At 68.9% G+C, this 23237-nt stretch carries 17 protein-coding genes; 8 read left to right on the top strand and 9 right to left on the bottom strand.

Going from position 1 to position 23237, the window contains the following annotated elements; translation table 11 throughout:
- Positions 1 to 125: 125 nt before the first annotated feature.
- On the bottom strand, positions 126 to 2273 hold the full coding sequence (locus ACW172_RS19110; protein WP_492032967.1) for a TonB-dependent receptor: 2148 nt from the start codon (positions 2271 to 2273) through the stop codon (positions 126 to 128).
- Positions 2274 to 2599: 326 nt separating this feature from the next.
- Here ACW172_RS19110 and ACW172_RS19115 point away from each other — a divergent pair, with 326 nt between their 5' ends.
- Together ACW172_RS19115 and ACW172_RS19120 are read left to right on the top strand one after the other, a co-directional pair.
- Positions 2600 to 2788 (top strand): hypothetical protein, encoded by a 189-nt coding sequence (locus ACW172_RS19115; RefSeq protein WP_492032968.1) that lies wholly within the window; start codon positions 2600 to 2602, stop codon positions 2786 to 2788.
- A gap of 66 nt (positions 2789 to 2854) precedes the next feature.
- Positions 2855 to 4513 (top strand): tetratricopeptide repeat protein, encoded by a 1659-nt coding sequence (locus ACW172_RS19120; protein ID WP_492032969.1) that lies wholly within the window; start codon positions 2855 to 2857, stop codon positions 4511 to 4513.
- On the opposite strand, the gene prfB is transcribed toward ACW172_RS19120, so the two are convergent.
- From prfB to ACW172_RS19145, 5 genes are all read right to left on the bottom strand, one after another.
- Positions 4510 to 5632, bottom strand: a protein-coding gene (gene prfB / locus ACW172_RS19125; protein ID WP_492032970.1) for a peptide chain release factor 2 whose coding sequence is annotated in 2 segments (ribosomal slippage) — positions 4510 to 5562 and positions 5564 to 5632 — 1122 coding nt in all. Because the reading frame shifts where the segments join, the coding sequence is not laid out codon by codon here. The two genes, ACW172_RS19120 and prfB, sit on opposite strands and share 4 nt — an antisense overlap.
- A 149-nt stretch (positions 5633 to 5781) precedes the next feature.
- Positions 5782 to 8199, bottom strand: a complete 2418-nt coding sequence (locus ACW172_RS19130) for a penicillin-binding protein 1A (RefSeq protein WP_492032971.1) — start codon at positions 8197 to 8199, stop codon at positions 5782 to 5784.
- Positions 8200 to 8292: 93 nt separating this feature from the next.
- Positions 8293 to 10131: a methyl-accepting chemotaxis protein gene (locus tag ACW172_RS19135; protein WP_492032972.1), complete on the bottom strand. Its 1839-nt coding sequence runs from the start codon at positions 10129 to 10131 to the stop codon at positions 8293 to 8295.
- Positions 10132 to 10231: 100 nt separating this feature from the next.
- Complete coding sequence (locus ACW172_RS19140) at positions 10232 to 10930, bottom strand: exonuclease domain-containing protein (protein ID WP_492032973.1); 699 nt, start codon at positions 10928 to 10930, stop codon at positions 10232 to 10234.
- Positions 10931 to 10997: 67 nt separating this feature from the next.
- A complete protein-coding gene (locus ACW172_RS19145) occupies positions 10998 to 12236 on the bottom strand; it encodes an N-acetylmuramoyl-L-alanine amidase family protein (protein ID WP_492032974.1) in 1239 nt (412 codons plus the stop codon).
- Between the two features lie 533 nt (positions 12237 to 12769).
- Here ACW172_RS19145 and ACW172_RS19150 point away from each other — a divergent pair.
- From ACW172_RS19150 to ACW172_RS19160, 3 genes are all read left to right on the top strand, one after another.
- A complete protein-coding gene (locus ACW172_RS19150; protein WP_492032975.1) occupies positions 12770 to 15415 on the top strand; it encodes an Rne/Rng family ribonuclease in 2646 nt (881 codons plus the stop codon).
- Positions 15416 to 15606: 191 nt separating this feature from the next.
- The gene (locus ACW172_RS19155; protein WP_492032976.1) at positions 15607 to 17034 is read left to right on the top strand and encodes a M48 family metalloprotease; all 1428 of its coding nucleotides are present in this window, start codon (positions 15607 to 15609) and stop codon (positions 17032 to 17034) included.
- Between the two features lie 19 nt (positions 17035 to 17053).
- Positions 17054 to 17833: a DsbA family protein gene (locus tag ACW172_RS19160; RefSeq protein WP_492032977.1), complete on the top strand. Its 780-nt coding sequence runs from the start codon at positions 17054 to 17056 to the stop codon at positions 17831 to 17833.
- Positions 17834 to 17839: 6 nt separating this feature from the next.
- On the opposite strand, the gene ACW172_RS19165 is transcribed toward ACW172_RS19160, so the two are convergent.
- Both ACW172_RS19165 and ACW172_RS19170 read right to left on the bottom strand, forming a co-directional pair.
- Positions 17840 to 19537, bottom strand: a complete 1698-nt coding sequence (locus tag ACW172_RS19165; protein WP_492032978.1) for a hypothetical protein — start codon at positions 19535 to 19537, stop codon at positions 17840 to 17842.
- A gap of 69 nt (positions 19538 to 19606) precedes the next feature.
- Positions 19607 to 20398 (bottom strand): thiazole synthase, encoded by a 792-nt coding sequence (locus tag ACW172_RS19170; RefSeq protein ID WP_492032979.1) that lies wholly within the window; start codon positions 20396 to 20398, stop codon positions 19607 to 19609.
- Between the two features lie 135 nt (positions 20399 to 20533).
- On the opposite strand from ACW172_RS19170, the gene ACW172_RS19175 reads away from it, so the two are divergent.
- On the top strand, positions 20534 to 21904 hold the full coding sequence (locus ACW172_RS19175; protein WP_492032980.1) for a vWA domain-containing protein: 1371 nt from the start codon (positions 20534 to 20536) through the stop codon (positions 21902 to 21904).
- 39 nt (positions 21905 to 21943) lie between these two features.
- On the opposite strand, the gene thiS is transcribed toward ACW172_RS19175, so the two are convergent.
- Positions 21944 to 22141: a sulfur carrier protein ThiS gene (thiS, locus tag ACW172_RS19180; protein ID WP_492032981.1), complete on the bottom strand. Its 198-nt coding sequence runs from the start codon at positions 22139 to 22141 to the stop codon at positions 21944 to 21946.
- Positions 22142 to 22248: 107 nt separating this feature from the next.
- Here thiS and aroQ point away from each other — a divergent pair, with 107 nt between their 5' ends.
- The gene (gene aroQ / locus ACW172_RS19185) at positions 22249 to 22716 is read left to right on the top strand and encodes a type II 3-dehydroquinate dehydratase (RefSeq protein WP_492032982.1); all 468 of its coding nucleotides are present in this window, start codon (positions 22249 to 22251) and stop codon (positions 22714 to 22716) included.
- 27 nt (positions 22717 to 22743) lie between these two features.
- Positions 22744 to 23235 (top strand): acetyl-CoA carboxylase biotin carboxyl carrier protein, encoded by a 492-nt coding sequence (accB, locus tag ACW172_RS19190; protein WP_492032983.1) that lies wholly within the window; start codon positions 22744 to 22746, stop codon positions 23233 to 23235.
- Positions 23236 to 23237 lie beyond the last annotated feature (2 nt).

Genomic DNA, 23237 nt, shown 5'->3' on the forward strand with positions numbered 1-23237 from the left:
TTCTGTTTGAGCGTCAGGCATCGGGCCGCCCGCCGCCCCGGCAGGAAGAGCGAGACCGCGCGGCGGCCTCGCTCTCCGTGAGGCCCCCAAGGCCTCCTTCCCCGTCGGGAGAAGGCCTCAACCCATCAGAACCGGCTGGTCAGGGCCACGCGGAAGGCGCGGGGCGAACCGGGGGTGATGTTGTTGTTCGAGTTGGCCGAGGCGAAATAGGCCTCGTCGAACAGGTTCTCGACGTTCAGCTGCACGTCCACCTTGTCATTGACCGCGTAGTAGAGGGCGGCGTCGACACGGGTGAAGCTGGGCAGGACCTGGGTGTTGTCCGTCGCGGCGAAGCGGTCGCCCTGCCAGATCACACCCAGACCGGCGCCGAACTTCGGCGTGAAGTCGTAGCGGTTCCACAGGGAGGCGCTGTCCTCGGCGACGTTGGCGAGGCGGTTTCCGGCGAGGACCGTAGCCGACTGGGCCTTGGTGATCTCGGCCTCGATGTGGGTATAGGCGCCGACGATGCTCCACTCCGGCGTGATCTGGCCGCGGCCGCCGATCTCGACGCCCTTCGAACGCTGGCCGTCGACCAGGATCGACACGGCCGGGTTGGACGGATCGGGCACGACCACATTCTTGCGGTCCAGCTGATAGACGGCGGCGGTGAAGCTCAGGGCCGGGCTGACGTCCCACTTGGCGCCGAGCTCGTAGTTGTCGAACTCTTCGGGCTTCAGGGCGGCGGTCGTCGCCGACAGGGAGGCCAGTTGCTCGCCCGAACGCGGCAGATACGTCTTCGAATAGCTGCCATAGACCGCCAGGTTGTCGATCGGCTTGTAGACGAGGCCCACCCGCGGCGACCACAGGTCATCGGTCGCGGAGAAGCTGACGTTGGTGCGGCGGTTCAGGGTGTCGACCTTGAAGCTGTCGAAGCGCAGGCCGAGCAGCAGTTGCAGCTGCGAGGTCAGCTCGATCTGGTCCTGCACATAGGCGGCGGCGATCTTGGCCGTGCCCTTGTTGGAGGCGTCCGTGGCGTTCTGGGCCCAAGTGATCGGCACATTGACCGTCGGGTTCGACAGAGGGGCGTTGATCGTGGTGACGCCGCCGGTGAAGAAGGCCGTCTGGCGCAGGTTCTCGGTCTCCTGACGGCCGAACTCCGCGCCCGCCAGCAGGGTGTGCGTCATGCCGCCCGCCTGGAGTTTGTAGATCAGGTCCGTCTGGTTGAAGAGGTTCTGGCGCTGGGTGGCGGTGTTGTAGCCGCTGATGGCCACGGTCTGGGCCACGGCGTTGACGGCGCCCGGGAAGACGTTCTGGTAGAACTTGTCGTAGTCGGCGATGCGGGTGCGGTTGCGCAGGGTCAGGCCGTTGCCGAAGCGGTGCTCGACCATGGCCGAGAAGGCGTCGATGTCGGTGTCGGTCGGGCTCTGGCGCGGATCGCCGAAGAAGGTGTGGGTATAGCCTTCCAGCGGTTTGGCCGGGTTGGCGAGCGTGCCGCCGGCGTTGGCGGGAACGCCCCGGTCGGCGATGCGGCGGTCCTCGAAATGCTCATAGCCCAGCTGGACGACAGTGCCGTCCTTCAGCCGCACGGTGGCGGTCGGGTTGAGGCCGAACTTCTCGAACTCGACGCCGTCGCGGTAGCTGTCGGAGTTCTCGTAGAGGCCGGTCAGCCGGACGGCGAGACCATCGTTGACGACATAGTTGTAGTCGCCCGTGCCGCGATAGAAGCTGTCGGAACCGGCTTCCACGCGAAGCTGGCTGTCGACGCCCCAGCCCGCCTGACGGGTGACGCGGTTGACCACCCCGCCCGGACCGCCCCGGCCGAAGGTCATGGCGTTCGGACCGTTCAGGATCTCGACGCGCTCGATGTTGTAGAAGTCGCGGTAGTACTGGGTGTCGTCGCGCACGCCGTCGGTGAAGAAGTCGGCGGTGTTCGAAATGCCGCGCAGCACCAGGGTGTCGCGGTTGCCCTCGCCCTGGGCGTAGGAGGCGCCGGGCACATAGCGCACGACGTCGTTCATGCTGATCAGGGCCTGGTCATTGATCTGGTCGCGGGTGACGACGGTCACGGCCTGCGGCGTATCGATCAGCGCCGTCGCGGTCTTCGTCGCGGTGGTCGTGGCGGTGGCGCGATAGCCATTGTCGCGATGGCCGTAGATGTCGACGTCGGCGACCGAAGTAGACTGGGTTTCAGATTGCTGCGCCAGCACGGGCGAGGCCGCAGCGACGGCGGTCGAGGCCAGCAGGATGGACAGAAGGCGTGCGCGGTCAGCCCGCGCAGTGGTCGGTTTGGTCATTTGGAGATCCCCGGCGGCGAAGAGGCACAGGCTCAACGCGCGTTGTTGCGAAGCATTCGCTGCCGGGTGGGTAATGCGACTGCGAATGCCTTGCAACGAAAGCCGGACACAGAGCGACACATCGTAATGCAGTCGTAATGTAACGCGAAGGTTGGGGCCGTGTGGCGCGCGGGACCGCCGCAATGTCCTCGCCGGGCAGACTTCGGACAGCGCAGAGGTCCCAAATTGCAAAGGGCCCGGAGCGATCCGGGCCCTTTCTGTTTGGGGCGGCCGCCGAGACGTCGGCGCCATCGAGGAACAGCCACGGGCGCGGCGGGTTTGATGCCATGACCAAGCCTGTCGAGCCGCCCCTCCCCGCCGAGACGCCCCTCATCGTCGACCCGCTCGATCCCAAGGCCGTGGACGGCTATGTCGAGGCCGTCGATCCGCCCGAGGCGAAGCTGAAGATGACGGCCGACGCCGCCGAGGTCTCGGCCATCCGCATGCTGGACGCCGCAGCCAGGGCCCGGGAGTAAGCGGCCGAGCGGCTTGCGGCCCGGGACAACGGCGGTATGGTCCTGCCGTCGAAGCAGGAAGCCGCCATGAGATCCGGGATCATTCTGGCTACAGCGTTCCTGACCGCCCTTGGCGCCACCGGCGCGCGGGCGCAGACACCGCCTCATGACGAGACCCGCCATGACCACGCCGCCATGGAACGCCTCGGCAGCGTGAGCTTCGAGACCTCCTGCAACGCGGCGGCCCAGCCGCGCTTCGATCGCGCCGTCGCCCTGATGCATTCCTTCCAGTTCGGGCCCGCGATCGCCGGCTATCGGTCCGTGCTGGAAGCGGATCCCGATTGCGCCATGGCCTGGTGGGGCGTCGCCCTGAGCAGCTGGAGCAACCCGTTCGCCGGCTTCAAGTCGCCCGCCCAGCTGGCGCAGGGGCTGAACGCGGTCACGGCGGCGCGCGCGCTGGGGACCGGGACGCCGCGCGAGAAGGCCTATATCGAGGCCGTGGCCCGGCTGTATGTCGACGCCGACCGGCTGGACCAGTCCTCTCGCGCGCTGGCCTATGAGCAGGCGATGGAGCGGGTCGCGGCCGACTGGCCCGACGACGACGAGGCCAGCATCTTCTACGCCCTGGCCCTTGCCGCCGCCGCCGATCCCTCCGACAAGACCTATGCGAAGCAGCTGAAGGCCGGCGCGATCCTGGAAGGGCTGTTCGCCCGCTATCCGGATCACCCGGGGCTCGCCCACTACATCATCCACGCCTATGACGAGCCCGCCCTGGCGTCGCGCGCCGCCGAGGCCGCCCGACGGTACGGCGCGATCGCGCCCTCGACGCCCCACGCCCTGCACATGCCGTCGCACACCTTCACCCGGATCGGCGACTGGCAGGCGTCGATCGACACCAACATCGCCTCGGCCGCCTCGGCGCGCGCCGCCGGCCAGCCCGCCGACGAGCTGCACGCCAGCGACTACATGATCTACGGCTATCTGCAGACGGGACAGGACCGGGCTGCAGCCGAACTGGTCGAAACCGCCGCCCGGGTGTTCACGCGTTTCGATCCGACCGCCGCCAACGGGGCGGCCCCGGCCTCCGCGGCCTTCTACGCCCGCGCCGCGATACCCGCCCGCGACGCCCTGGAGCGCCGGGACTGGGCGCAGGCGGCGGCGCTCGAGCCCGTAACCAGCCGCTTCCCCTATGCCGACTCGATCACCTGGTTCGCCAAGGGTCTCGGCGCCGCTCATCTGAACGACGGCGCCGGCGCGCGGGCGGCGATCGGGTCGCTGGACGAGATCCACGACAGGCTGTCCGGTCAGGGCGAGACCTATTGGGCGCAGCAGACCGACATCCAGCGGCGGGCGGTGGCGGCGACCCTGGCCCTCTCGGATGGGCGCGTCCCGGAAGCGCTGGCGGGGATGCGGGCGGCGGCGGACCTTGAGGACAGCACCCAGTTGGCTTCAGTCACCCCAGGCGCGCTGGCTCCGGCGAGAGAGATGCTGGGCCAGATGCTGCTGGAGCAGAAGCAGCCGGCCGAGGCGCTGGAGGCGTTCGAGGCCTCGCTGGTTCAGGAGCCCAATCGCTTCTGGTCGCTGTACGGCGCGGCCAAGGCCGCGACGCAGGCGGGCGACGCCGCGAAGGCGCGTGCGTACTTCCAGCAGCTTGTCGCCATGACCCCGCGCGCCGATCAGCCCGGGCGACCGGAACTGATCGAGGCGCGGGTGCAGGCCGGCGGTGAACCGGCCACGGCGCCCTAGTCCACAGTCGATCCGCGGGTCTCGCCGACCCGCTGGGCCAACGCCGCGCCCATGAAGGCGTCGAGGTCACCGTCGAGGACGCCGGCGGTGTCCGAGGTCTCAACCTCGGTGCGCAGGTCCTTGACCATCTGATAGGGCTGCAGGACGTAGGAGCGGATCTGGTGCCCCCAGCCGATGTCGGTCTTGGCGTCGGCCAGGGCCTGGGCCGCGGCCTCGCGCTTCTGCAGTTCCAACTCGTAAAGGCGGCCGCGCAGCATCTTCCAGGCCGAGTCACGGTTCTGGTGCTGGGAGCGGCCGGTCTGGCAGGACACGACGGTATTGGTCGGGATGTGCGTCAGGCGCACAGCCGAGTCGGTCTTGTTGATGTGCTGACCGCCCGCGCCGGACGCCCGATAGGTGTCGGTGCGCACGTCCGAAGGGTTGATCTCGATCTCGATGGTGTCGTCGACGACCGGCGACACCCCGATGGAGGCGAACGACGTGTGGCGCTTGGCGGCGGCGTCATAGGGGCTGATGCGGACCAGGCGGTGGACGCCCGATTCCGACTTCAGCCAGCCATAGGCGTTGGGGCCGGTGATCAGGACCGTCGCCGACTTGACCCCCGCCTGTTCGCCGTCTTCCAGGGCCTCGATCTCGACCTCATAGCCGTGGGCCTTGGCCCAGCGGGTGTACATGCGCAGCAGCATGCCGGCCCAGTCGTTCGACTCGGTGCCGCCGGCGCCGGAGTTCACTTCCAGCCAGGCGTCATTGCCGTCGGCCTCGCCGGACAGCAGGGCTTCCAGCTCGGCGCGGGCGGCGCGGTCCTTGATGGCCTTAAGCTGGGCGCGGGCCTCCTCGAGGGTGGCTTCGTCGCCCTCCTCGTCGGCCATTTCGGACAGCATGACGCCGTCCTCCAGGTCGCGGACCATCTCCTTGACGGTGTTGATCTTGCCTTCGAGCTGGGCGCGCTCGCGACTGACGGCCTGGGCCTCGTCGGGCTTGTCCCACAGGGTCGGGTCCTCGACCCGGGCGTTCAGCTCATCGAGCTTTCTGACGGCGACATCCCAGTCAAAGACGCCTCCTGAGCAGAGCGACGCTCTGCTCGATGTCGGCCTTCATGGCCTCGACATCCGGTCTCATCGCAATACTCCGGCGATACACAGGTGAGGCGCGGACATAGAGCGCGCCGGGGGAAATAGAAAGGGACTAGGGATGAGGGATCAGGGAAGTCAGGAAGCCGGCGTAGTCGCAAACGCGGTCGACCTAATCCCTGGTCCCTGGTCCCTCGGTCAGTACAATCCGCTCAAGTCCTCCGCCGGCGGCTTCTGCGGCGGCGGCGGGGCGGACTGGGCCGGCAGGTTGGGGATCACCGGGCCCGGTCCCATTTGCTCCTGACGGATGACCTCATTGTAGTTGAGGGGGCCGACGGGGGCGTTCGGGTCCTGGATCGGGTCGTTACGCTCGCGCTCGGTGCCGGGGCGGAAGGCCTCCTCGATGCCGTTCACGTTGCGGAAGACGGCGTTGCGCGGGCGCACGAAGGGCCGGGCCGGACGCTCACGCAGGGCGCGCTGCATGAAGTCGGTGAAGATCGGCACCGGGGTCGCCGCGCCGGTCTCGCCGGAACCGAGCGAGCGGTTGTCGTCGAAGCCGATGAAGACCCCGACCACGATGTCGGACGAGAAGCCGACGAACCAGGCCGAGCGGTAGTCGTTGGTCGTGCCGGTCTTGCCGCCGATCCAGCGGCCCAGGCCCCGGGCGCTGGCGGCGGTGCCGCGCTGGACGACGCCTTCGAGCATGGAGGATATCTGATAGGCGGTGATCGGATCGATGACCTGGGTCCCGCGCGGCTCCAGACGCGGCGACGGCTGGCCGCTGAAGCCCCGGTCGCAGTCGCGGCAGTTGCGGCGGTCGGCGCGGTAGACGGTCTCGCCGTTCCGGTCCTGGATCATCTCGATCAGATAGGGATCGACGCGGCGACCACCGTTGACGAAGGCGGCATAGGCGGCGGTCAGGCGATAGGGGGTGGTCTCCCCTGCCCCCAGCGAGACCGAGAGGTTGGGCTGAAGGTTGTCCGAGACGCCCATCTTCTTCGCCAGATCGACGATGCGCGGCATGCCGATGGAGGAGGCCAGACGCACGGTCATGACGTTGCGCGACAGCTCCAGGCCTCGACGCAGGGTCTGGGGCCCGTAGTACTCTTTCGAATAGTTCTCCGGCGTCCAGCGGCCGCCGTTGGCGCCGCCCGCGAAGCTGATCGGGGCGTCCAGCACAACCGAGGCCGGGGTGAAGTCGCCGCTTTCCAGGGCCGTGGCGTAGACGATCGGCTTGAAGGCCGACCCCGGCTGACGCTCGGCCTGGGTGGCGCGGTTGAAGCTGGACAGGGCGTAGGAATAGCCGCCGACCATGGCCAGGACCCGGCCCGACTGGGGCTCGATGGCCACCAGGGCGCCGTTGACGGCGGGAATCTGCTTCAGGGCGTACTGGCCGCCCTTCTTCTCGACGAAGATCAGGTCACCGCGATGCAGCGGGCGGTTGGCGTTGGCCCAGGCGGCGTCGGCGACGATCAGACTGCCGGTGTCGCCGTCTCGGGCGGTGATGATGGAGACGCTGTTGCCCGAAACGGCGGTGACGGCGGCCGCCTGCCAGGCGCGACGCTCGGGCGGCGCAGTCTTCTTCAGCGCAAGGGCCTGCCAGCCGTCGGCGAAGTCGGTCTCGCCCCAGGCGCCGCGCCAGCCGTGGCGGCGGTCGTAGTTCTCGAGCCCCGTCATCAGGGCGTCGCGCGCGGCCGTCTGAAGCGTCGGGTCCAGGGTCGTGCGCATATAGAAGCCGCCGGCGTTCAGCTGGTCGCCGATCTTCGTGCTGGCCAGGGCCTGACGGCGGGCTTCCTCGACGAAGAAGTCGGCGTCGGCGTACTGGGCGCGCTTGGGGGCGTCCTGGGTGATCAGGGGACGGGCGCGCCCCTCGATCATCTGCTGTTCGGTGATCCAGTGGTTCTGCGCCATCTCGCCCAGGACCCAGTCGCGCCGGCCCTTGGCCGCGCCGGGGTGGCGCTTGGGATGGTAGTTGTTCGGCCCCTTGGGCAAGGAGGCGAGGAAGGCCGCCTCGTCCGGCGTCAGCTGCTGCAGCGACTTGCCGAAGTAGTTGTAGGCGGCCGAGGCCACGCCGTAGGACCGGTAGCCGAGGAAGATCTCGTTCAGATAGAGCTCGAGGATCTGCTGCTTGGTCAGGGTCGCTTCGAGGCGGCTGGAGAGGATGGCCTCCTTCAGCTTGCGGCCCACGGTCGATTCATTGGTCAGGAGGACGTTCTTGGCGACCTGCTGGGTGATGGTCGAGCCGCCTTCCAGACGCCGACCGGCGACGAAGTTGAAGACGTTCTTGAACATGGCCCGGCCGAGGCCCGAGACGTCGATGCCGCCGTGCTGGAAGAAGTTCTTGTCCTCGGCCGCCATGAAGGCGTGCACGACCTGCGGCGGGATCTGGTCATAGGGGACATAGATGCGGCGTTCGTCCGAGAACTCGCCGATCAGGGTGCCGTCGCCGGCGTAGACGCGGGTCGCGGTCGGCGGACGGTAGTCGGCCAGCTCGGACGCGTCCGGCAGGTCATGGAACAGCCAGGCGGCGTAGACGGCGACGACCAGCCCGGCCAGCGCTATCGCGCCCAGCAGGCCGATGCCCGCCCATACGAACCAGCGCTCAGCAACCTTCACCGCAAACTCCGACGGGAACTCCCCAGACCGCCGGTTTAGCCCGCGTCGCGGTCAGCGCAAACAGTCATCGACGAAACCGGCCCGTTAAAAGCCTCAGGCGGCTCGCGAATATCCCCGCCCTGTGGCGTGGGCGCTGCCCGGACCGGTCTGGGCCGTGCGGCCCAGTTCGAAGCGGGCGACCAGATGGGACAGCTCCTGCGACTGTCCCGCCAGCATGTGGCTGGCCGCCGTCGACTGCTCGACCATGGCGGCGTTCTGCTGGGTGACGCGGTCCATCTGGTTGATGGCGGTGTTGACCTCTTGCAGGCCGCTGGCCTGTTCGCGCGCCGAGGCGGCGATCTCGGCGGCCAGGGTGCGGACCTGTTCGACCTCGGAAACGATGGCGCTCAGGGCCGATCCGGTCTGATTGACGAGCTTGACCCCCGCCTCGACCTGGCGTCCGGATTCGGTGATCAGACCCTTGATCTCGCGCGCGGCCTCGGCCGAGCGCTGGGCCAGGGCCCGGACCTCCTGGGCGACGACGGCGAAGCCGCGCCCGCTGTCCCCCGCCCGCGCCGCCTCGACGCCCGCGTTCAGAGCCAGAAGATTGGTCTGGAAGGCGATCTCGTCGATGACGCTGAGAATCTGGCTGATCTGCTGCGAGCTGGCGGCGATGGCCGTCATCGCGGTGTTGGCGTCCTGGGCGACCGTACCGCCGGCGCGCGCGGCGTCCATCGCGATGTTCGAGACGCCCGCGACCTTGGCCGCGCTGTCGGCCGTCGAGCGGACGGTGGCGGTGATCTGGTCCAGGGCGGCGGCGGTTTCCTCGAGGGCTGCGGCCTGCTGTTCGGTGCGGCGCGACAGATCGTCGGCGGCGGTGGTGATCTCGCCGGCGCCGTTCTGCATCTCGTCGACGGCTCCGGCGACGGCGCCGAGGGCCTGGGCCAGGGTCGCGGCGGCGGCGTTGAAGTCCTGCTTAAGCCGTTCGGCCTTGGGGGCCACAGGGGCGGAGATGCGATAACCCAGATTGCCGGCGGCCATGGCGGCGAGGCCGTCGGCCAGAGCCTGGATCAGGGCCTGATCGTCCGCCGCCTCGCGCGCCTTGTCGGCGCTGACCGCAGCGCGTTCGCTCTCCGTCGCTGTGCGCGTCTGCTCGGCTTCCACAGCCAGACGCTGGCGATCCAGAGCGGCGACGCGGAAGCGTTCGACGGCCTTGGCCATCTGGCCGATGTCGTCATTGCGGTCAGCCCAGGGCGTTTCCACATCCATGGCCCCGCCGGCCAGCCGGTGCATGAAGCCGCCGAGCCCCTCCAGCGGATTGAGCAGCCGGCGCGTGGCCAGAAGGCAGATCAGGGTGGCCAGAAGGGTGACCACGCCGCCGATCGCCATCAGGGCGTTACGGGTGTCGGCGACCGACTTCATGAACTCGGCCTGGGGAATGCCGACATAGAGAATGCCGATCACATCGCCGCGGACATTCTTGATCGGGTCGTAGGCGACGAAGAAGGGCTTGCCGAGAATGTCCGCCTGGCCGCGATAGCTCTTCCCGTCCTTCAACACGGTGTCGTAGACGTGCCCCTTGGCCAGAGCCGTGCCGACCGCGCGTCCGCCGTCCGGCTTCAGGACATTGGTGGTGATCCGGGTGTCGCCCATGAAGATGGTGGCGGTGCCGCCGACCAGGGTCTTCACCGTATCCACCGGCGCGAAGAAGTCGTTCAGCGTGGTCGAACCGATGGTCATCCGGCCGTTCTGGACGTCGAAGTCGGTGCCGTAGCGGCCCAGCACGTTCCAGGCGACGCGCATGTTCGATTCCTGACGCTCGGCGGCGCGCGCCATGGCGTCCTCGGTCATCAGCCAGGTGGTGGTGACCGTCAGCAGGATGCCCAATACGGCCAGCCCCGCCACGATCATCAGGGCGATACGGCCCGACAGAGATCCCATCGCCTTGTTCATTGACGCTCGACTCACTTCTTCGCAGTTGCAGCAAAGCTAGGCTGCGGCATTGAAGCCAGCCCTAAGCGGCGTCTAAGTAGGATTCCTTAACACGCGGGATTCAGGCCGCTTTCCGCCTGTCGATTTCGGCCTTCGCAGCTGCAACAGCGTCAACGTCCATATCGGTCTGGCTGGCCATCCAACGCAGATAGTCGTCGGGCACCTCGGACCAGGGCTTCTTGCGGTGCTTGCCGAAGGGGACGGTCGCGATGTCGCGCGGGGCGTTGGACCACTCCAGCAGCTGTTCGACGCTGTGGTCCTTCAGCAGGTCCATCAGGATGTGGGCGGTGACCCAGGCGTCAGGACCGGCCCGGTGCGCGGGGTCGGCCAGGGCCGGGTCCAGCTTGAAGCCGCGCCAGTAGCGCAGCACCTGGTTGGAATGGCCGGGCGCCTCGGGCCAGGCCTGTTTCGACGACCGCACGGTGCAGATCCACGGCAGGCCGCCCGTCGCCGTGTCGGCGATGAAGGCACGCTCGAACCGCATGGAATGGGCGACCATGACGTCGGCGGGTTCCGAGAACATCTCCCTGAGCCTGTATTCGTCGCAATGCGGGTCGTCGGCGCAGAAATGTTCGGGCGTCAGATGGTGCACGGCCATGGCGTGGAAGGAGATCTCACCGCGCGGGCGGAACAGTTTCGACACCGGCGGCAGGGCTTTCCACCCCTCCCCGTCCGACACGACATCGACGAAGCCGACCTCGATGATCTCCGAGGTGCGATCCCCGCCGGTGGTTTCCAGATCGACGACTCTCAGACGCATGCGGACAATATAAGCCGTCGAACGGCCTTGCCCACGTCAGGAGCGGACGTCTGCTGTCAGGGTCGGCCTAGGGCTGACCGGCCGCCATGCTGGCCGAGGCCATCTGCAGCGGGGCCGAGGGCTCGCGGAAGTAGCGGTCGATGCCCTCGGCGACGGCGCGCATCAGGCGGCGGCGGCTGGAGGCGTCGCCCAGCGAGCGTTCGTCGTCGGGATTGGTGATGAAGCCCATCTCCAGCAGGACGGCGGGCACGTCGGGGGCCAGAAGTACGGCCAGACCGGCGTCGCGATGGCTGCGGCGCAGCAGCGGCAGGTCGGCGGCCTCCATATGGGTCAGCAGGACGCGGGCGAACTGGGCCGACCGGTTCTGGGTGGCGCGCTGGGTCATGTCCAGCAGGATGCGGTCGACCGAGGGGTCGCGGCCCGGCAGGTGAAGGTCGCGGTGCCAGTTGTCGCTGCGGGTGACCTCGCGCACGGCCCGGCTCGCCCCCTGTTCGGACAGGGTATAGACCGAGGCCCCGCGCGTGGCCGGGTCGGACCCGGCGTCGGCGTGCAGGGAGATAAAGAGGTCGGCGTCGGCCCGGCGCGCGATCCGCACGCGCTGATACAGGTCGACATAGGTGTCGTTGGTGCGGGTCAGGACCACGCGGTAGCGGCCCGTGGCCTCCAGCTCGGCCTTCAGGGCCAGGGCGGCGGCGAGAGTCAGTTCGCTCTCATGGCGGTTGGCGCCCGAGGCGCCCGGGTCGTGACCGCCGTGGCCGGCGTCGATGACCACCAGAGGCTTCTCGGCGCGACGGGTCTCCGGACGGGGAGCCTGACGCGCGGTTCCCGGACGCGGGCCGTTGGCGACGGCGCCGCCCGTGCGGTTCGCGGCGACCGGACCGGTGGCGCGCAGGTCGATGACATAGCGATAGTTCGAGACCCCGTCGCCGGGCGGCAGCAGGAAGCGGCGTTCGATCTGGGCGTTGCGCGCCAGGGCCAGCTCGACGCGCGAGGCCGTTCCGACCGGATTGACCGTGAAGGCGTTGACGAGGCCCGAACCGTCCCCATTTAGATTGGAGCGCGGGGCCACGCCGCTGAGGGTCAGGACCACCTGGCCGGCCGCGCCGGTCTCGACGACACGGCCCTGGGCCGAGGCGCCGAGGTCGATGACCACGCGGGTCCGCTCTGCGTCTCCGCCGAAGCGCACGCCCAGCACATCGCCGACCGATCCGGCCGCCAGACCGCGTCCGCCGGCGAACAGCACGCCGCAGATGACGACGAAGGCCATCGCCGTCATCGCCCACTCACGCGCGCCCCACCGGGCCATTTGAGACATCCACCGACCGTGCATTCTGACGGACAACCACCTTCTTTGTTGCGGACAGGATGTCAGAAGCCCGTTTGAAATGGGTTAAGCGCGGCGGCTTGAGCGGCGAAAAGTAAAATCGGGACGCGATTTCGAGCCGGCGCTGAAACGATCCGGCGGGAAGCCTTTTCATTCTTGTCCGGGGCGCCTATGCTTTGTCCGCTCGCGAAGCATTCGCACCGGCCGATTTGATCGACCCCGGCGCGTCGAACTCGCCGGCGCTGACTTTCAACCTATCCGAGGATCCGGGGCGACGAGCCCGGGATTCGAAGACCGGGGCCCCTCGCAGCCTTTCTTCTGGCGCGTACGACCCCAGGACCGACTAAACCTCATGGGCCATTTCGCCTGCGCTCCCATCCGGTCTCCGATGACCGTCGTCGAGTTTCTCGACGGGAAGACGCTCGCCCTGGCCTCCAATCCCATTCGGCGAGCCGCCCCAGACCTGAAGGCCAAGGCCACAGGTTCCGGCAGAGCGCGCCAGAGAGACCCCTTCAATGTCAAAGACCATGCTTATCGATGCGGCGCACGCGGAAGAAACCCGCGTCGCCATCGTGGACGGACGCCAGGTTGAGGAATTCGACTTCGAGTCGAAAACCAAGCGCCAGCTCCGCGGCAACATCTATCTCGCCAAGGTTACGCGCGTAGAGCCCAGCCTGCAGGCCGCCTTCGTCGAATACGGCGGCAATCGCCACGGCTTCCTAGCCTTCAACGAAATCCACCCCGACTACTACCAGATTCCCACCGCCGACCGCGAAGCCATCATGGCCGAGGCGAACTCGGACGAGGACGACGCCGACGAGCACGCCCGTGACTCGGACGACGAGTCAGAAGGCGGGATGGCCGAGGAAGAGCGCCTGAAGCGTCGCCTGATGCGCCGCTACAAGATCCAGGACGTCATCCGCCGCCGTCAGATCCTGCTGGTCCAGGTCGTCAAGGACGAGCGCGGCGCCAAGGGCGCGGCCCTGACCACCTGGCTGTCGCTGGCCGGCCGCTACTGCGTGCTGATGCCCAACACCGGCAAGGGCGGCGGCATCTCGCGCAAGATCACCCAGGCCTCGGACCGCAAGCGCCTGAAGGCCGCGGCCGCCGCCCTGGACGTGCCGCGCGGCATGGGGCTGATCATCCGCACGGCCGGCGCCAAGCGCACCAAGGCCGAGATCAAGCGCGACTACGAATATCTGCTGCGCCTGTGGGAAACGATCCGCGAGACGACGCTCGCCTCCAACGCTCCCTCGCTGATCTATGAGGAAGAGAACCTGGTCCGCCGCGCCGTGCGCGACATGTTCGACAAGGATTTCGACGGCATCCAGGTCGAGGGCGTCGAGGGCTTCAAGGAAGCGCGCGACTTCATGCGGGTGCTGATGCCCTCGCAGGCGAAGAAGGTGCACCTTTATCAGGGCTCCAAGCCCCTGTTCGCCGCCAACGGCATCGAGGAGGTCCTGACGGGCATCCACCAGCCGGTGGTGACCCTGAAGTCCGGCGGCTATCTGGTGATCAACCAGACCGAGGCCCTGGTGGCCATCGACGTCAACTCGGGCCGCGCGACCAAGGAACGCAACGTCGAACAGACCGCGTTCAAGACCAACTGCGAGGCCGCCGTCGAGGCCGCCCGGCAGCTGCGCCTGCGCGACCTCGCCGGCCTGGTCGTCATCGACTTCATCGACATGGATGAATCGAAGAACAACCGCACGGTCGAGCGCATCCTGAAGGACGCCCTGTCGGAAGACCGCGCCCGCATCCAGATGGGCAAGATCTCCAGCTTCGGCCTGATGGAAATCAGCCGCCAGCGCCGCCGTCTGGGCGTGCTGGAAGGCGCCACCGAGGTCTGCCCCCACTGCCAGGGCGCCGGCCGCGTCCGCTCGGCGGAATCGGCGGCTCTGATGGTGCTGCGCGCCGTCGATATCGAGGCCGGCAAGAACGGCGCGGGCTCGATCAACCTGCGCGTCTCCACCGCCGTCGCCCTCTACATCCTGAACCACAAGCGCGACTATCTGCAGCATCTGCAGGCGACGCGCGGCCTGGCCGTGATCATCCAGATCGACGACAGCCTGGGTCAGGGCGAGAGCGCCATCGAGCGCACCGAGACCAATGAGGACTTCGTCCCGGCCGAGCCGACCATCGCCCTGGCCGACCTGCTGAACGACGGCTTCGACGACCACGCCTTCGACGACGAAGACGAGGACGACGACGAAATCATCGACGACGAGGACGAGGACGACCTCGAGCGCGAAGACACCGACGACGACGAGCCGCGCACGCGTCTGGAGGTCGAGAACCGCGGCGGTCGCGGCCGCAAGCGCCGTCGGGGCGGGCGTCGCGACGAGGAAGCCTCGGCCGCTTCGTCGGACGACGCCCCTGCCCTGTCGGATGACGACGATGACGACAGCGAGGGCGGCCGCCGTCGCCGCCGCGGCCGTCGCGGCGGTCGCCGGGTCCGCGAGGACGGCGACGCCTCGGGCGCCGGCGCCTTCTTCTGGGTGCGCGGCCGCACGCCGTCGCTGGACGACCCCTATGTCTGGTTCGACCCCATCAACCCCGAGCCCCGCGCCCCCCGCGCCCCGGCCGTCGCTGAAGGCGTGGCGTCCGACGTGGAGGAACGCGTCGGCGAACGCCCCGACGGCGAAGCCGGCGGCGAGCGCGAGGGCCGTTCGCGGCGCCGTCGTCGCGGCCGGGGTCGCGGTGGCGATCGCGGCCTGACCCACGAGGTCAAGGTCGAAGCCCGCGCCACCAACGAAGGCATGCCCGCCGACGGCTCGCCCGACACCCCGATGGCGGTGATGGTCGAAAGCGACGCTCCCGAGGCCCAGGCCCCGGTGGTTCCCGCCGAGCCCCAGCGTCGCCGCGTCCGCCGCAAGACGGCTGCGGCTGAAGCGGTCGTCGAGCCGAACGAGGTCGAGGCCGTCGGCGAAGCCGTCGAACTGGACGTGACCCCGCAGGAGGCCGTCGAGGAACGCGCCGAGGTCGAGGCCCTGATCGCCGAGCCGGAGCCGGAGACGACGCCCGTCCCCACCCCGGCCGTGATCGCCGAGCCCGTCGAAGCGCCCAGGCCCGAGGCCGATCTGTCGGAGATCATCGCCAACGATCCGAACCAGATCGCGGCCCCGCCCGAGAAGCCCAAGCGCGGATGGTGGCGCCGCTGAGGCGCAGGGCCTAGATGAGAGGCATGGAGCGCGACAGCCGCAAAACGGACACCGATCCCGGCGACCGTCGCGCTCCGGTCCAGAAATGGGCCAGCCCAGCCATCCGGCCCGCCTGCGCGGCCACGGGGGAGCTTATCGTGAACCGCCTTGCCCGCGTCGCTTCCGCCTTTCGGCCCTCGAACAAGAAGGGCTTGTCACGTCTGATGGCGGCCGCCACGGCCGCCGCCTTCGTCTTCAGCGTCGCCGGCCCCGCCTCGGCCCAGAGCGCCATCCGCGACACTGAAATCGAGGGCATCGTCCGAGGCTGGGCCGATCCGGTCTTCACGGCCATGGGGCTGAACCCCGACGAGGTCGAGGTCCTGCTGATCAATGACCCCAGCCTGAACGCCTTTGCCCTGAAGGGGCGGATCATGGGCATCAACACCGGCCTGATCGAACAGACCCGCACGCCCAACGAGCTTCTGGGCGTGATGGCGCACGAGGCCGGGCACATCAAGAACCGCCACCTGTTGCGCGACGGCGTCCAGAATGCGGGCATGCAGCCCTTCCTGATGACCATGGCCCTGGGCGCCCTGGCCGTCGCGGCGGGCCAGCCCGGCGCGGGCGCCATGCTGATGGCCAACAGCCAGTATTTCGGCACCCTCGGCGCCCTGCGCTACATGCAGAGCCAGGAGGGCGAGGCCGACATCTCGGGCGCACGGGCGCTGGAAGCCGCGGGCGAAAGCGGCAAGGGCCTGGTCGACTTCTTCGAGAATTTTCGCGCCCAGGAGGTCTTCTCCGACGCCCGCCGCTATCCCTATTTCCGCAGCCACCCCCTGTCCGGCGAGCGGATCGAGGCCCTGCGCCGCCCGGTCGAGGCCGCCGCCCACTACGGGCATCAGGACAGCCCGGAACGGATGGCCGACCACGCCCTGATCGTGGCCAAGATCCACGCCTTCATGGACCCGCCCAACCAGACCCTGCGTGACTATCCGTCCTCGGCGACCGATTTCCCCAGCCGCTACGCCCGGGCCATCGGCTATTACCGCGACGGCCAGACCGACAAGGCCATCCAGGGCGTCGACGCCCTGCTGGCCGAGAAGCCGACCGATCCGTATCTGTGGGAGCTGAAGGGCCAGATCCTGTTCGAGGACGGCCGTCCGGGCGATTCACTGGCGGCGCACCAGCGCTCGGTGGAGCTCAAGCCCGACGCCCCCCTGCTGCGCATCAACCTGGCGCACGCCCTGATCGAGACCAACGACCCGGCCAATCTGGACCCGGCCATCGACCAGCTGAAGCGGGCCGTGGCGCGCGAGCCGGACAACACCATGGGCTGGCGTCTGCTGTCCCAGGCCTATGCGAGCCAGGGCAAGGAGGGTCAGGCGCGTCTGGCCTCGGCCGAATACTGGTTCGCCGCCGGCGACACCGATCAGGCCACCCAGTTCGCCCTGCGCGCCCGCCCCATGCTGGACCGCAACTCCCCGGAATGGCGCCGCGCCGTGGACATTGTCCTGGCCTCGGGCGCGACCGATCAGGACATCCAGGACCTGGACCGGCGCCAGCAGCGCCGTCAGGGTCCGATCATCGAGCCGCCGGCCTCCGCAGCGACCCTGCCGGCCACCACCCGGCCGACCACCTGACCTTCAAGAACGAGCCTGCATGACCGACAATACCCCCGAGCCCGTCGCGGCGCCCGCTGACACGCCCACGCTGAAGCAACGCTGGATGACCGGCCGCAGCATGCTGGCGCTCGGGGTCTCGGTGGTCGCCCTCGGCTTCGCGGCCGCGCCCTACGTGGTTCCAGGCCTGTTCGGCGCCCAGGTGCGAGCCTATCTGATGACCCACCCCGAGGTGCTGTTCGAGGCCCAGAACGCCTATCAGGTGAAGCAGCAGAACGATCAGGTGGCCCAGGTCAACGCCGCCGCCGCCGCCCATCCCGGCGCCCTGCGCGCCGCGCCCGGCGAGCCCGCCTTCGGCCCCGCCGACGCCAAGGTGACGGTGGTCCAGTTCTTCGACTACCAATGCCCCTACTGCAAGGCGATGGCCCCGGACTTCCTGCGGCTGATCCAGGCCAATCCGGACGTGCGCTTCATCTTCAAGGAATGGCCGATCCTCGATCACGACGGTCAGATCACCTCGCGCTACGCCGCCCAGGCGGCGCTCGCCGCCCACGCCCAGGGCAAGTATCTGGCCGTGCACCAGGCCCTGATGGCCGAACGCGCCCTGACGCCGGAAGCCGTCGACAAGGTTCTGGCCGCCAATGGCGTGACCGGCCCGGTCGGCGGGCCCGAGGCCGCCCGCCTCGTCACCAATGTGCGCGTCGACGCCATGGGCCTGGGCATTCAAGGCACCCCGACCCTGTTCATCAACGGCAAGATGTCCCCGACCCACGACCCGGCGGGGCTGGCCCAGATCATCAACGCCGAGAAGGCGAAGTAGGCCTCTCTACGCCAACGCCAGATACATCCGGCCGCCGATCCACTGGGCGCGGGACTGGCCGAGCGCCGCATCCATGGCGGCGGCATTCCCCAGCGCCTTCTCGGCCTCGGCGAGGACGAAGTAGCTGTAGGGGTCGGCGGGCCAGTCCCTGAGCAGGTCCTCGATCTTCGCCTTGGCCCCGGCGGCGTCGCCGTTGGCCAGCATGGCGGCGGCGAGGCTGCGGCGGGTCGGATACCAGATGGCGGGCGGGTCGCCGCCCTCGTCGTCCTGGGCCTGGATGGCGGCGGCGCGGGTGAAGGCGGCGATGGCGGCGGGATGGTCGCCCGTGATCATGGCCGCACGGCCCTCCAGCACCCGCTGGAACAGCTCGATGAAGTCCCGTGCCTCCTTGGCCTGGGGCGCGCCGTCGGGGATCGCGCCGCGCAGTTCGGCGATGGCGGCGGCCTCGACCGTGACGGCCTCGGCATCACCCCGGCGCGCGGCGGCCTCGCCCCGGGCGTAGCGCCAGCTCATGCGCAACAGCGGATTGGTCGCCGGCGGCTCCTTCAGGGCCGCGACCGCCTCCTGAGAGCCGAACCGGCCGTAGAGGGCATAGGCGTCATTGGCCATGATCTGGCGCCAGGCATTGGTCGCCGGAATATCGGGATAGGTCGCCAGATAGCCGTCGGCGAGGGCCAGCCCCTCCTCCGCCCCGCCGGCCATCAGGGCGCCGCCCATGCCGAAATGCAGGTTGTGGCCATGCAGGGGCATGCCGCCCGCGATCCCGCCCGGACGCGGCGCGATCTCCTCATAGCGCTTGTCCAGCGCCACGGCGTTCACATTGGCCCGCATGGCGTCGATGTAGCGGCCGACGCGGTAGTAGGTGTGCGACGGCATATGGACCAGATGGCTGGCGTGCGGGGCCAGCAGGGCCAGCTTCTCGCCATAGGGAATGGCCTTGTGCGGGTCGGCCGACCATTCGGTCATGTGGATGTAGAGGTGGATATTGCCCGGATCGTCGGGTTTGACCGCCAGGGCGTGCTCCAGGATCTCCATGGTGCGGGTGGTCGCCGGATAGGCCGCCGTGCCGTCCTTTTTCCAGGGGTCGTCGTCGATGCTCAGCATCCAGGCGTCGGCGGTGATGGCGGCGATGGCGATGTCGTCGGGATGGGCGCGGGCGATCCGGTCCATGCCGCGCGCGAACCGCGTCGCGCGGGTGGCCTTGCGGCCCGAATAGCGCTGGATCAGGGCGTCGATCATCTGCTTCTGCATCGGCGAGGCGTCGCGGGCCAGCCGCCGGGCCTCGCGCGCCGCCGTCAGGGCCGCGGCGATCGACTCATCGTCATTGCCGCCGCCGTTGAGGTTGGGGCCGAGCGCCCAGGCCTCGCCCCAGGCGCACATGCCGCAGTTCGGGTCGATGCTGCGGGCCTTGCGGAAGGCGCGGACGGCCTCGGTGTGTTCGAAGGCCCAGCGCAGGCGGACGCCCTGGTTGAACCAGACCTGGGCCTCGGGGGTGGCGTCGACGGCGTAGCCCTCGTCCCCGAAGCCGTCGACCAGCACCATGTCGGCGACCGGCGCCGTGGTCATGGCCGAGCCGACCTTGCCGCATTGGGGGGCGTTGTCGATGGTGTCCAGCATCGCCTTGTCGGCGGTCGCGTCGGCGACGGCGGCGGGCCCGATCAGGGCCAGGGTCGCCACCGTGAAAGCCAGAAGTTTCAAACGCATCGTCGTTTCCCCGAACAGCCGGGGCTACCCTGACGGAAAAACGACGTCAGGCCAATGCGGCGTTTGTAGTCAGATCAGACCCGCGAGCGGCGACGACGGGTCGGCGTACATGCGGCGCGGCATGCGGCCGGCCAGATAGCCCTGACGCCCGGCGATGACGGCGTGCTTCATGGCGCTGGCCATCAGGATCGGATCCTTCGCCCCGGCGATGGCGGTGTTCATCAGGACGGCGTCGCAGCCCAGCTCCATGGCCAGGACGGCGTCGGACGGCGTGCCCACGCCCGCGTCGACCAGAACCGGCACCTTGGCCTGTTCGACAATCAGCCGGACGTTGACGGCGTTCTGAAGGCCCAGACCCGAGCCGATCGGGGCGGCGGCGGGCATGATGGCGGCGGCGCCGGCCTCCTCCAGCCGCTGGGCCATGACCACGTCGTCGGTGCAGTAGACCATGACGTCGAAGCCGTCCTTGACCAGCATATCGAGCGCCCGGAGGGTCTCGACCATGTCGGGATAGAGATGGGCGGTGTTGGACAGCACCTCCAGCTTGACCAGGTTCCAGCCGCCGGCCTCGCGCGCCAGACGCAGGGTCCGCACAGCATCCTCGCCGGTGAAGCAGCCGGCGGTATTGGGCAGGAAGGTGAAGCGGTCCGGCTTCACATAGTCGACCAGCATCGGCTGGGACGGATCCGACAGGTTCACCCGGCGCAGGGCCACGGTGACGATCTCGGCCCCCGCAGCCTCGGCGGCGGCGGCGTTCTGGGCGTAGTCGGCGTATTTGCCCGTGCCCACGATCAGCCGCGAGGAGAAGGTGCGGCCGGCGACGGTCCAGGAATCGGCGGCGGGAGAAGCGATCTCGGTCATGGCCGGTTCCCTACGCCTTCACGCCCACGGAAGGAACAGCTCAGCCGTCAGAAGTCGTCAGGGCCCCCGCGCCCAATTCGGCCACGATCGGGCGGCGATCTGGAGAACGTCGATCCACCGATGGGGAGCCCCGCCATGTCGAACCGCAAGATGTCGAACCGCAAAGTCCTGACCGGCGTCGCGCTCGCCGCCCTGACCCTGATGGCGGGCTGCGCCCCCGGCGTGGAAGGCGTGCCCGGCCCGCCTCCAGCCGCCATGGCTCCGTCGGCGCCGCCTCCCCCAGCGCCGCCTCCCCCGCCGCCGCCTGTCGCAGCGCCGGCCCCGCCCGCCATGGTCGGCGAGGTGGCCGTCACGGGGTCGCGGATCCCGGGCTCGGCGGCCGACCTCGCTCCCGTACCCGTCAGCCCCGACCGCCCGCAAACGCAATCGCAAGCGGGCATCCTGACGGCGGGCGACTACGACGACCTGCTCAATCCCCAGGCCTACGCCCGCTATGTCGGTTCGAAGGCCCAGCAGTTCGCGGCCCTGCCCTATGTCGACACCCGGGCGGCCATCACGGTCACGATCACGGACGCCGACGGCCGTCCCAGGCCCTTCGTTCCGGTTCGCATCAGCCGTCCGCAGGGCGGGACGCTGGAGCTGGAGACCCTGGCCAATGGCAGCGTGGTGCTCTTCCCCGCGCTGGACGGCCTTGGCCGCACGGCGGAGATCACCGTGCCCGGTCCGCGCGGCCAGACGACCCGCCGGACCCTCAGCGTCGGTTCGGATCGGCGTCTGGAGATCGCCCTGCCCGGCGCCCCGGCGGCGGTCCGCGCCATGGACCTGATGCTGGTCATCGACGCCACGGGCAGCATGGGCGACGAGATCGACTATCTGAAGGTCGAACTCGACAGCATCGTCACCGCCCTGAAGGACCGCCACCCGGGACTGGACCTCCGGCTGGGCCTGATCGTCTATCGCGACATCGGCGACGAATATGTGGTTCGCCAGTACGCCTTCACCGGCAATACGGAGGCCGTCCAGACCCTGCTGTCCAAACAGTCGGCGGGCGGCGGTGGCGACTATCCCGAGGCGGTCGATCAGGCGATGGCCGCGGCTGTGGGCGCGTCATGGCGCGACAATGCGGCCAAGGCCCTGGTCCTGGTCGCCGACGCCCCGCCCCACGACCAGCACATCGGCGCCACCTGGGCCACCACCCTTCAGGCGCGCGAGAAACGCATCCAGATCGTGCCGGTGGCGGCCAGCGGCGTGGCCGAGAAGGCCGAGTTCGTCATGCGCGCCATGGCCGCCGTGACCCAGAGCCGCTACCTGTTCCTGACCGACGACAGCGGGGTGGGCAATCCGCACGCCGCGCCCGAGGTCAAATGCTACGTCGTCACGCGACTGGACGCCCTGCTGCGCCGGGTGCTGGACGGCATCGTCTCCGGCCGAAGGATCGAGCCCGAGAGCAATGAGATCATCCGCCGCGTGGGCGACTACGACGACGGCGTCTGCGAGCCTCGCTGAGGCGCCGGCCCGGGTGACCGGCCCGCGGGGCGCTGCCGGTCACCCGCCCCCGACGAAGATCACCATCTCAATGCGATCGCCCTCGTCGAGGGCGGTTTCGGCGTGCAGGGAGCGGGGGACGATCTCGAGATTGCGCTCGACGGCGACCTTGCGCGGGTCCAGACCCAGTTCTCCGACGAGATCCAGAATCGTCCGGGCGGAGACTTCTTTCGTATCTCCGTTGACTTGAATGCGCATACCGCTACGTCAGCCTTTCGCGCGGGTCGCTTTGACCTGCGCCGTCAGTCAGTTAAAAGGCCGCCCGATTCATGGGCGTTCCCGCGCCCGGAGCCTCACCGCAGGTAATGCCCGAAACGCCCGTCATCTACGTCCTGAACGGTCCCAATCTCAACCTCCTCGGGGTGCGTGAGCCGGATATCTATGGATACGAGACCCTCGCGGACGTTCAGGGGCTCTGTGAAAAGGCCGCGGGCGACGCGAAGATCGTCTTCCGCCAGTCCAATCACGAAGGCCAGCTGATCGACTGGGTCCACGAGGCCCGCACCGAAGGCTCGGCCGTGGTCATCAATCCGGCCGGTTACGGCCACACCTCCGTGGCCTTGCTGGATGCGCTGAAAGCCCTGTCGATCCCGGTGATCGAATGTCACCTGTCCAACCCGGCGTCCCGCGAGGAATTCCGGCACAAGACCTATGTTTCGCTGGTTGCGACCGGCGTCGTCGCGGGCTTCGGCCCGCAAAGTTACGAACTGGCCGTCAAGGCCGCGGTGAAGCTCGTTGCGGAACGCGCAGCGGCCGCCGCCCGTTCGTCCTGAGATCAAGAAGAAGGCTCGAGAGAACCCATGGCCGATCCGAAATCGTCCCCTGCCAAGCTCAAGAACGACGTCGAGATCGACGCGACCCTGGTCCGCCAGCTCGCCGACATCCTGAACGACACCTCCCTTACGGAGATCGAGGTCGAGCGCGGCGAGCTGCGCATCCGCGTGGCGCGTGAGGTCGTCTCCGCCCCCGTGATGCAATACGCCGCCGCCCCGGCCGCCGTCGCCGCTCCGGCCCCGGCCGCCGCCGCCGCCCCGGCCGCTCCCGCCGCCAGGGCCGGCGAGACGGTGAAGTCGCCGATGGTCGGCACCGCCTATCTGCAGGCCTCGCCCGAGGCGCCGCCGTTCGTCCAGCCGGGCGACAAGGTCAAGAAGGGCCAGACCCTGGTCATCGTCGAGGCGATGAAGACCATGAACCCCATCCAGGCTCCGCGCGACGGCGTGGTCGCCGAAATCCTGGTCGGCGACGCCCAGCCCGTCGAATACGGCGAACCCCTCGTCCTGCTCGAGGCGTAAGC

Source organism: Brevundimonas sp. ALps5 (assembly GCF_058681645.1).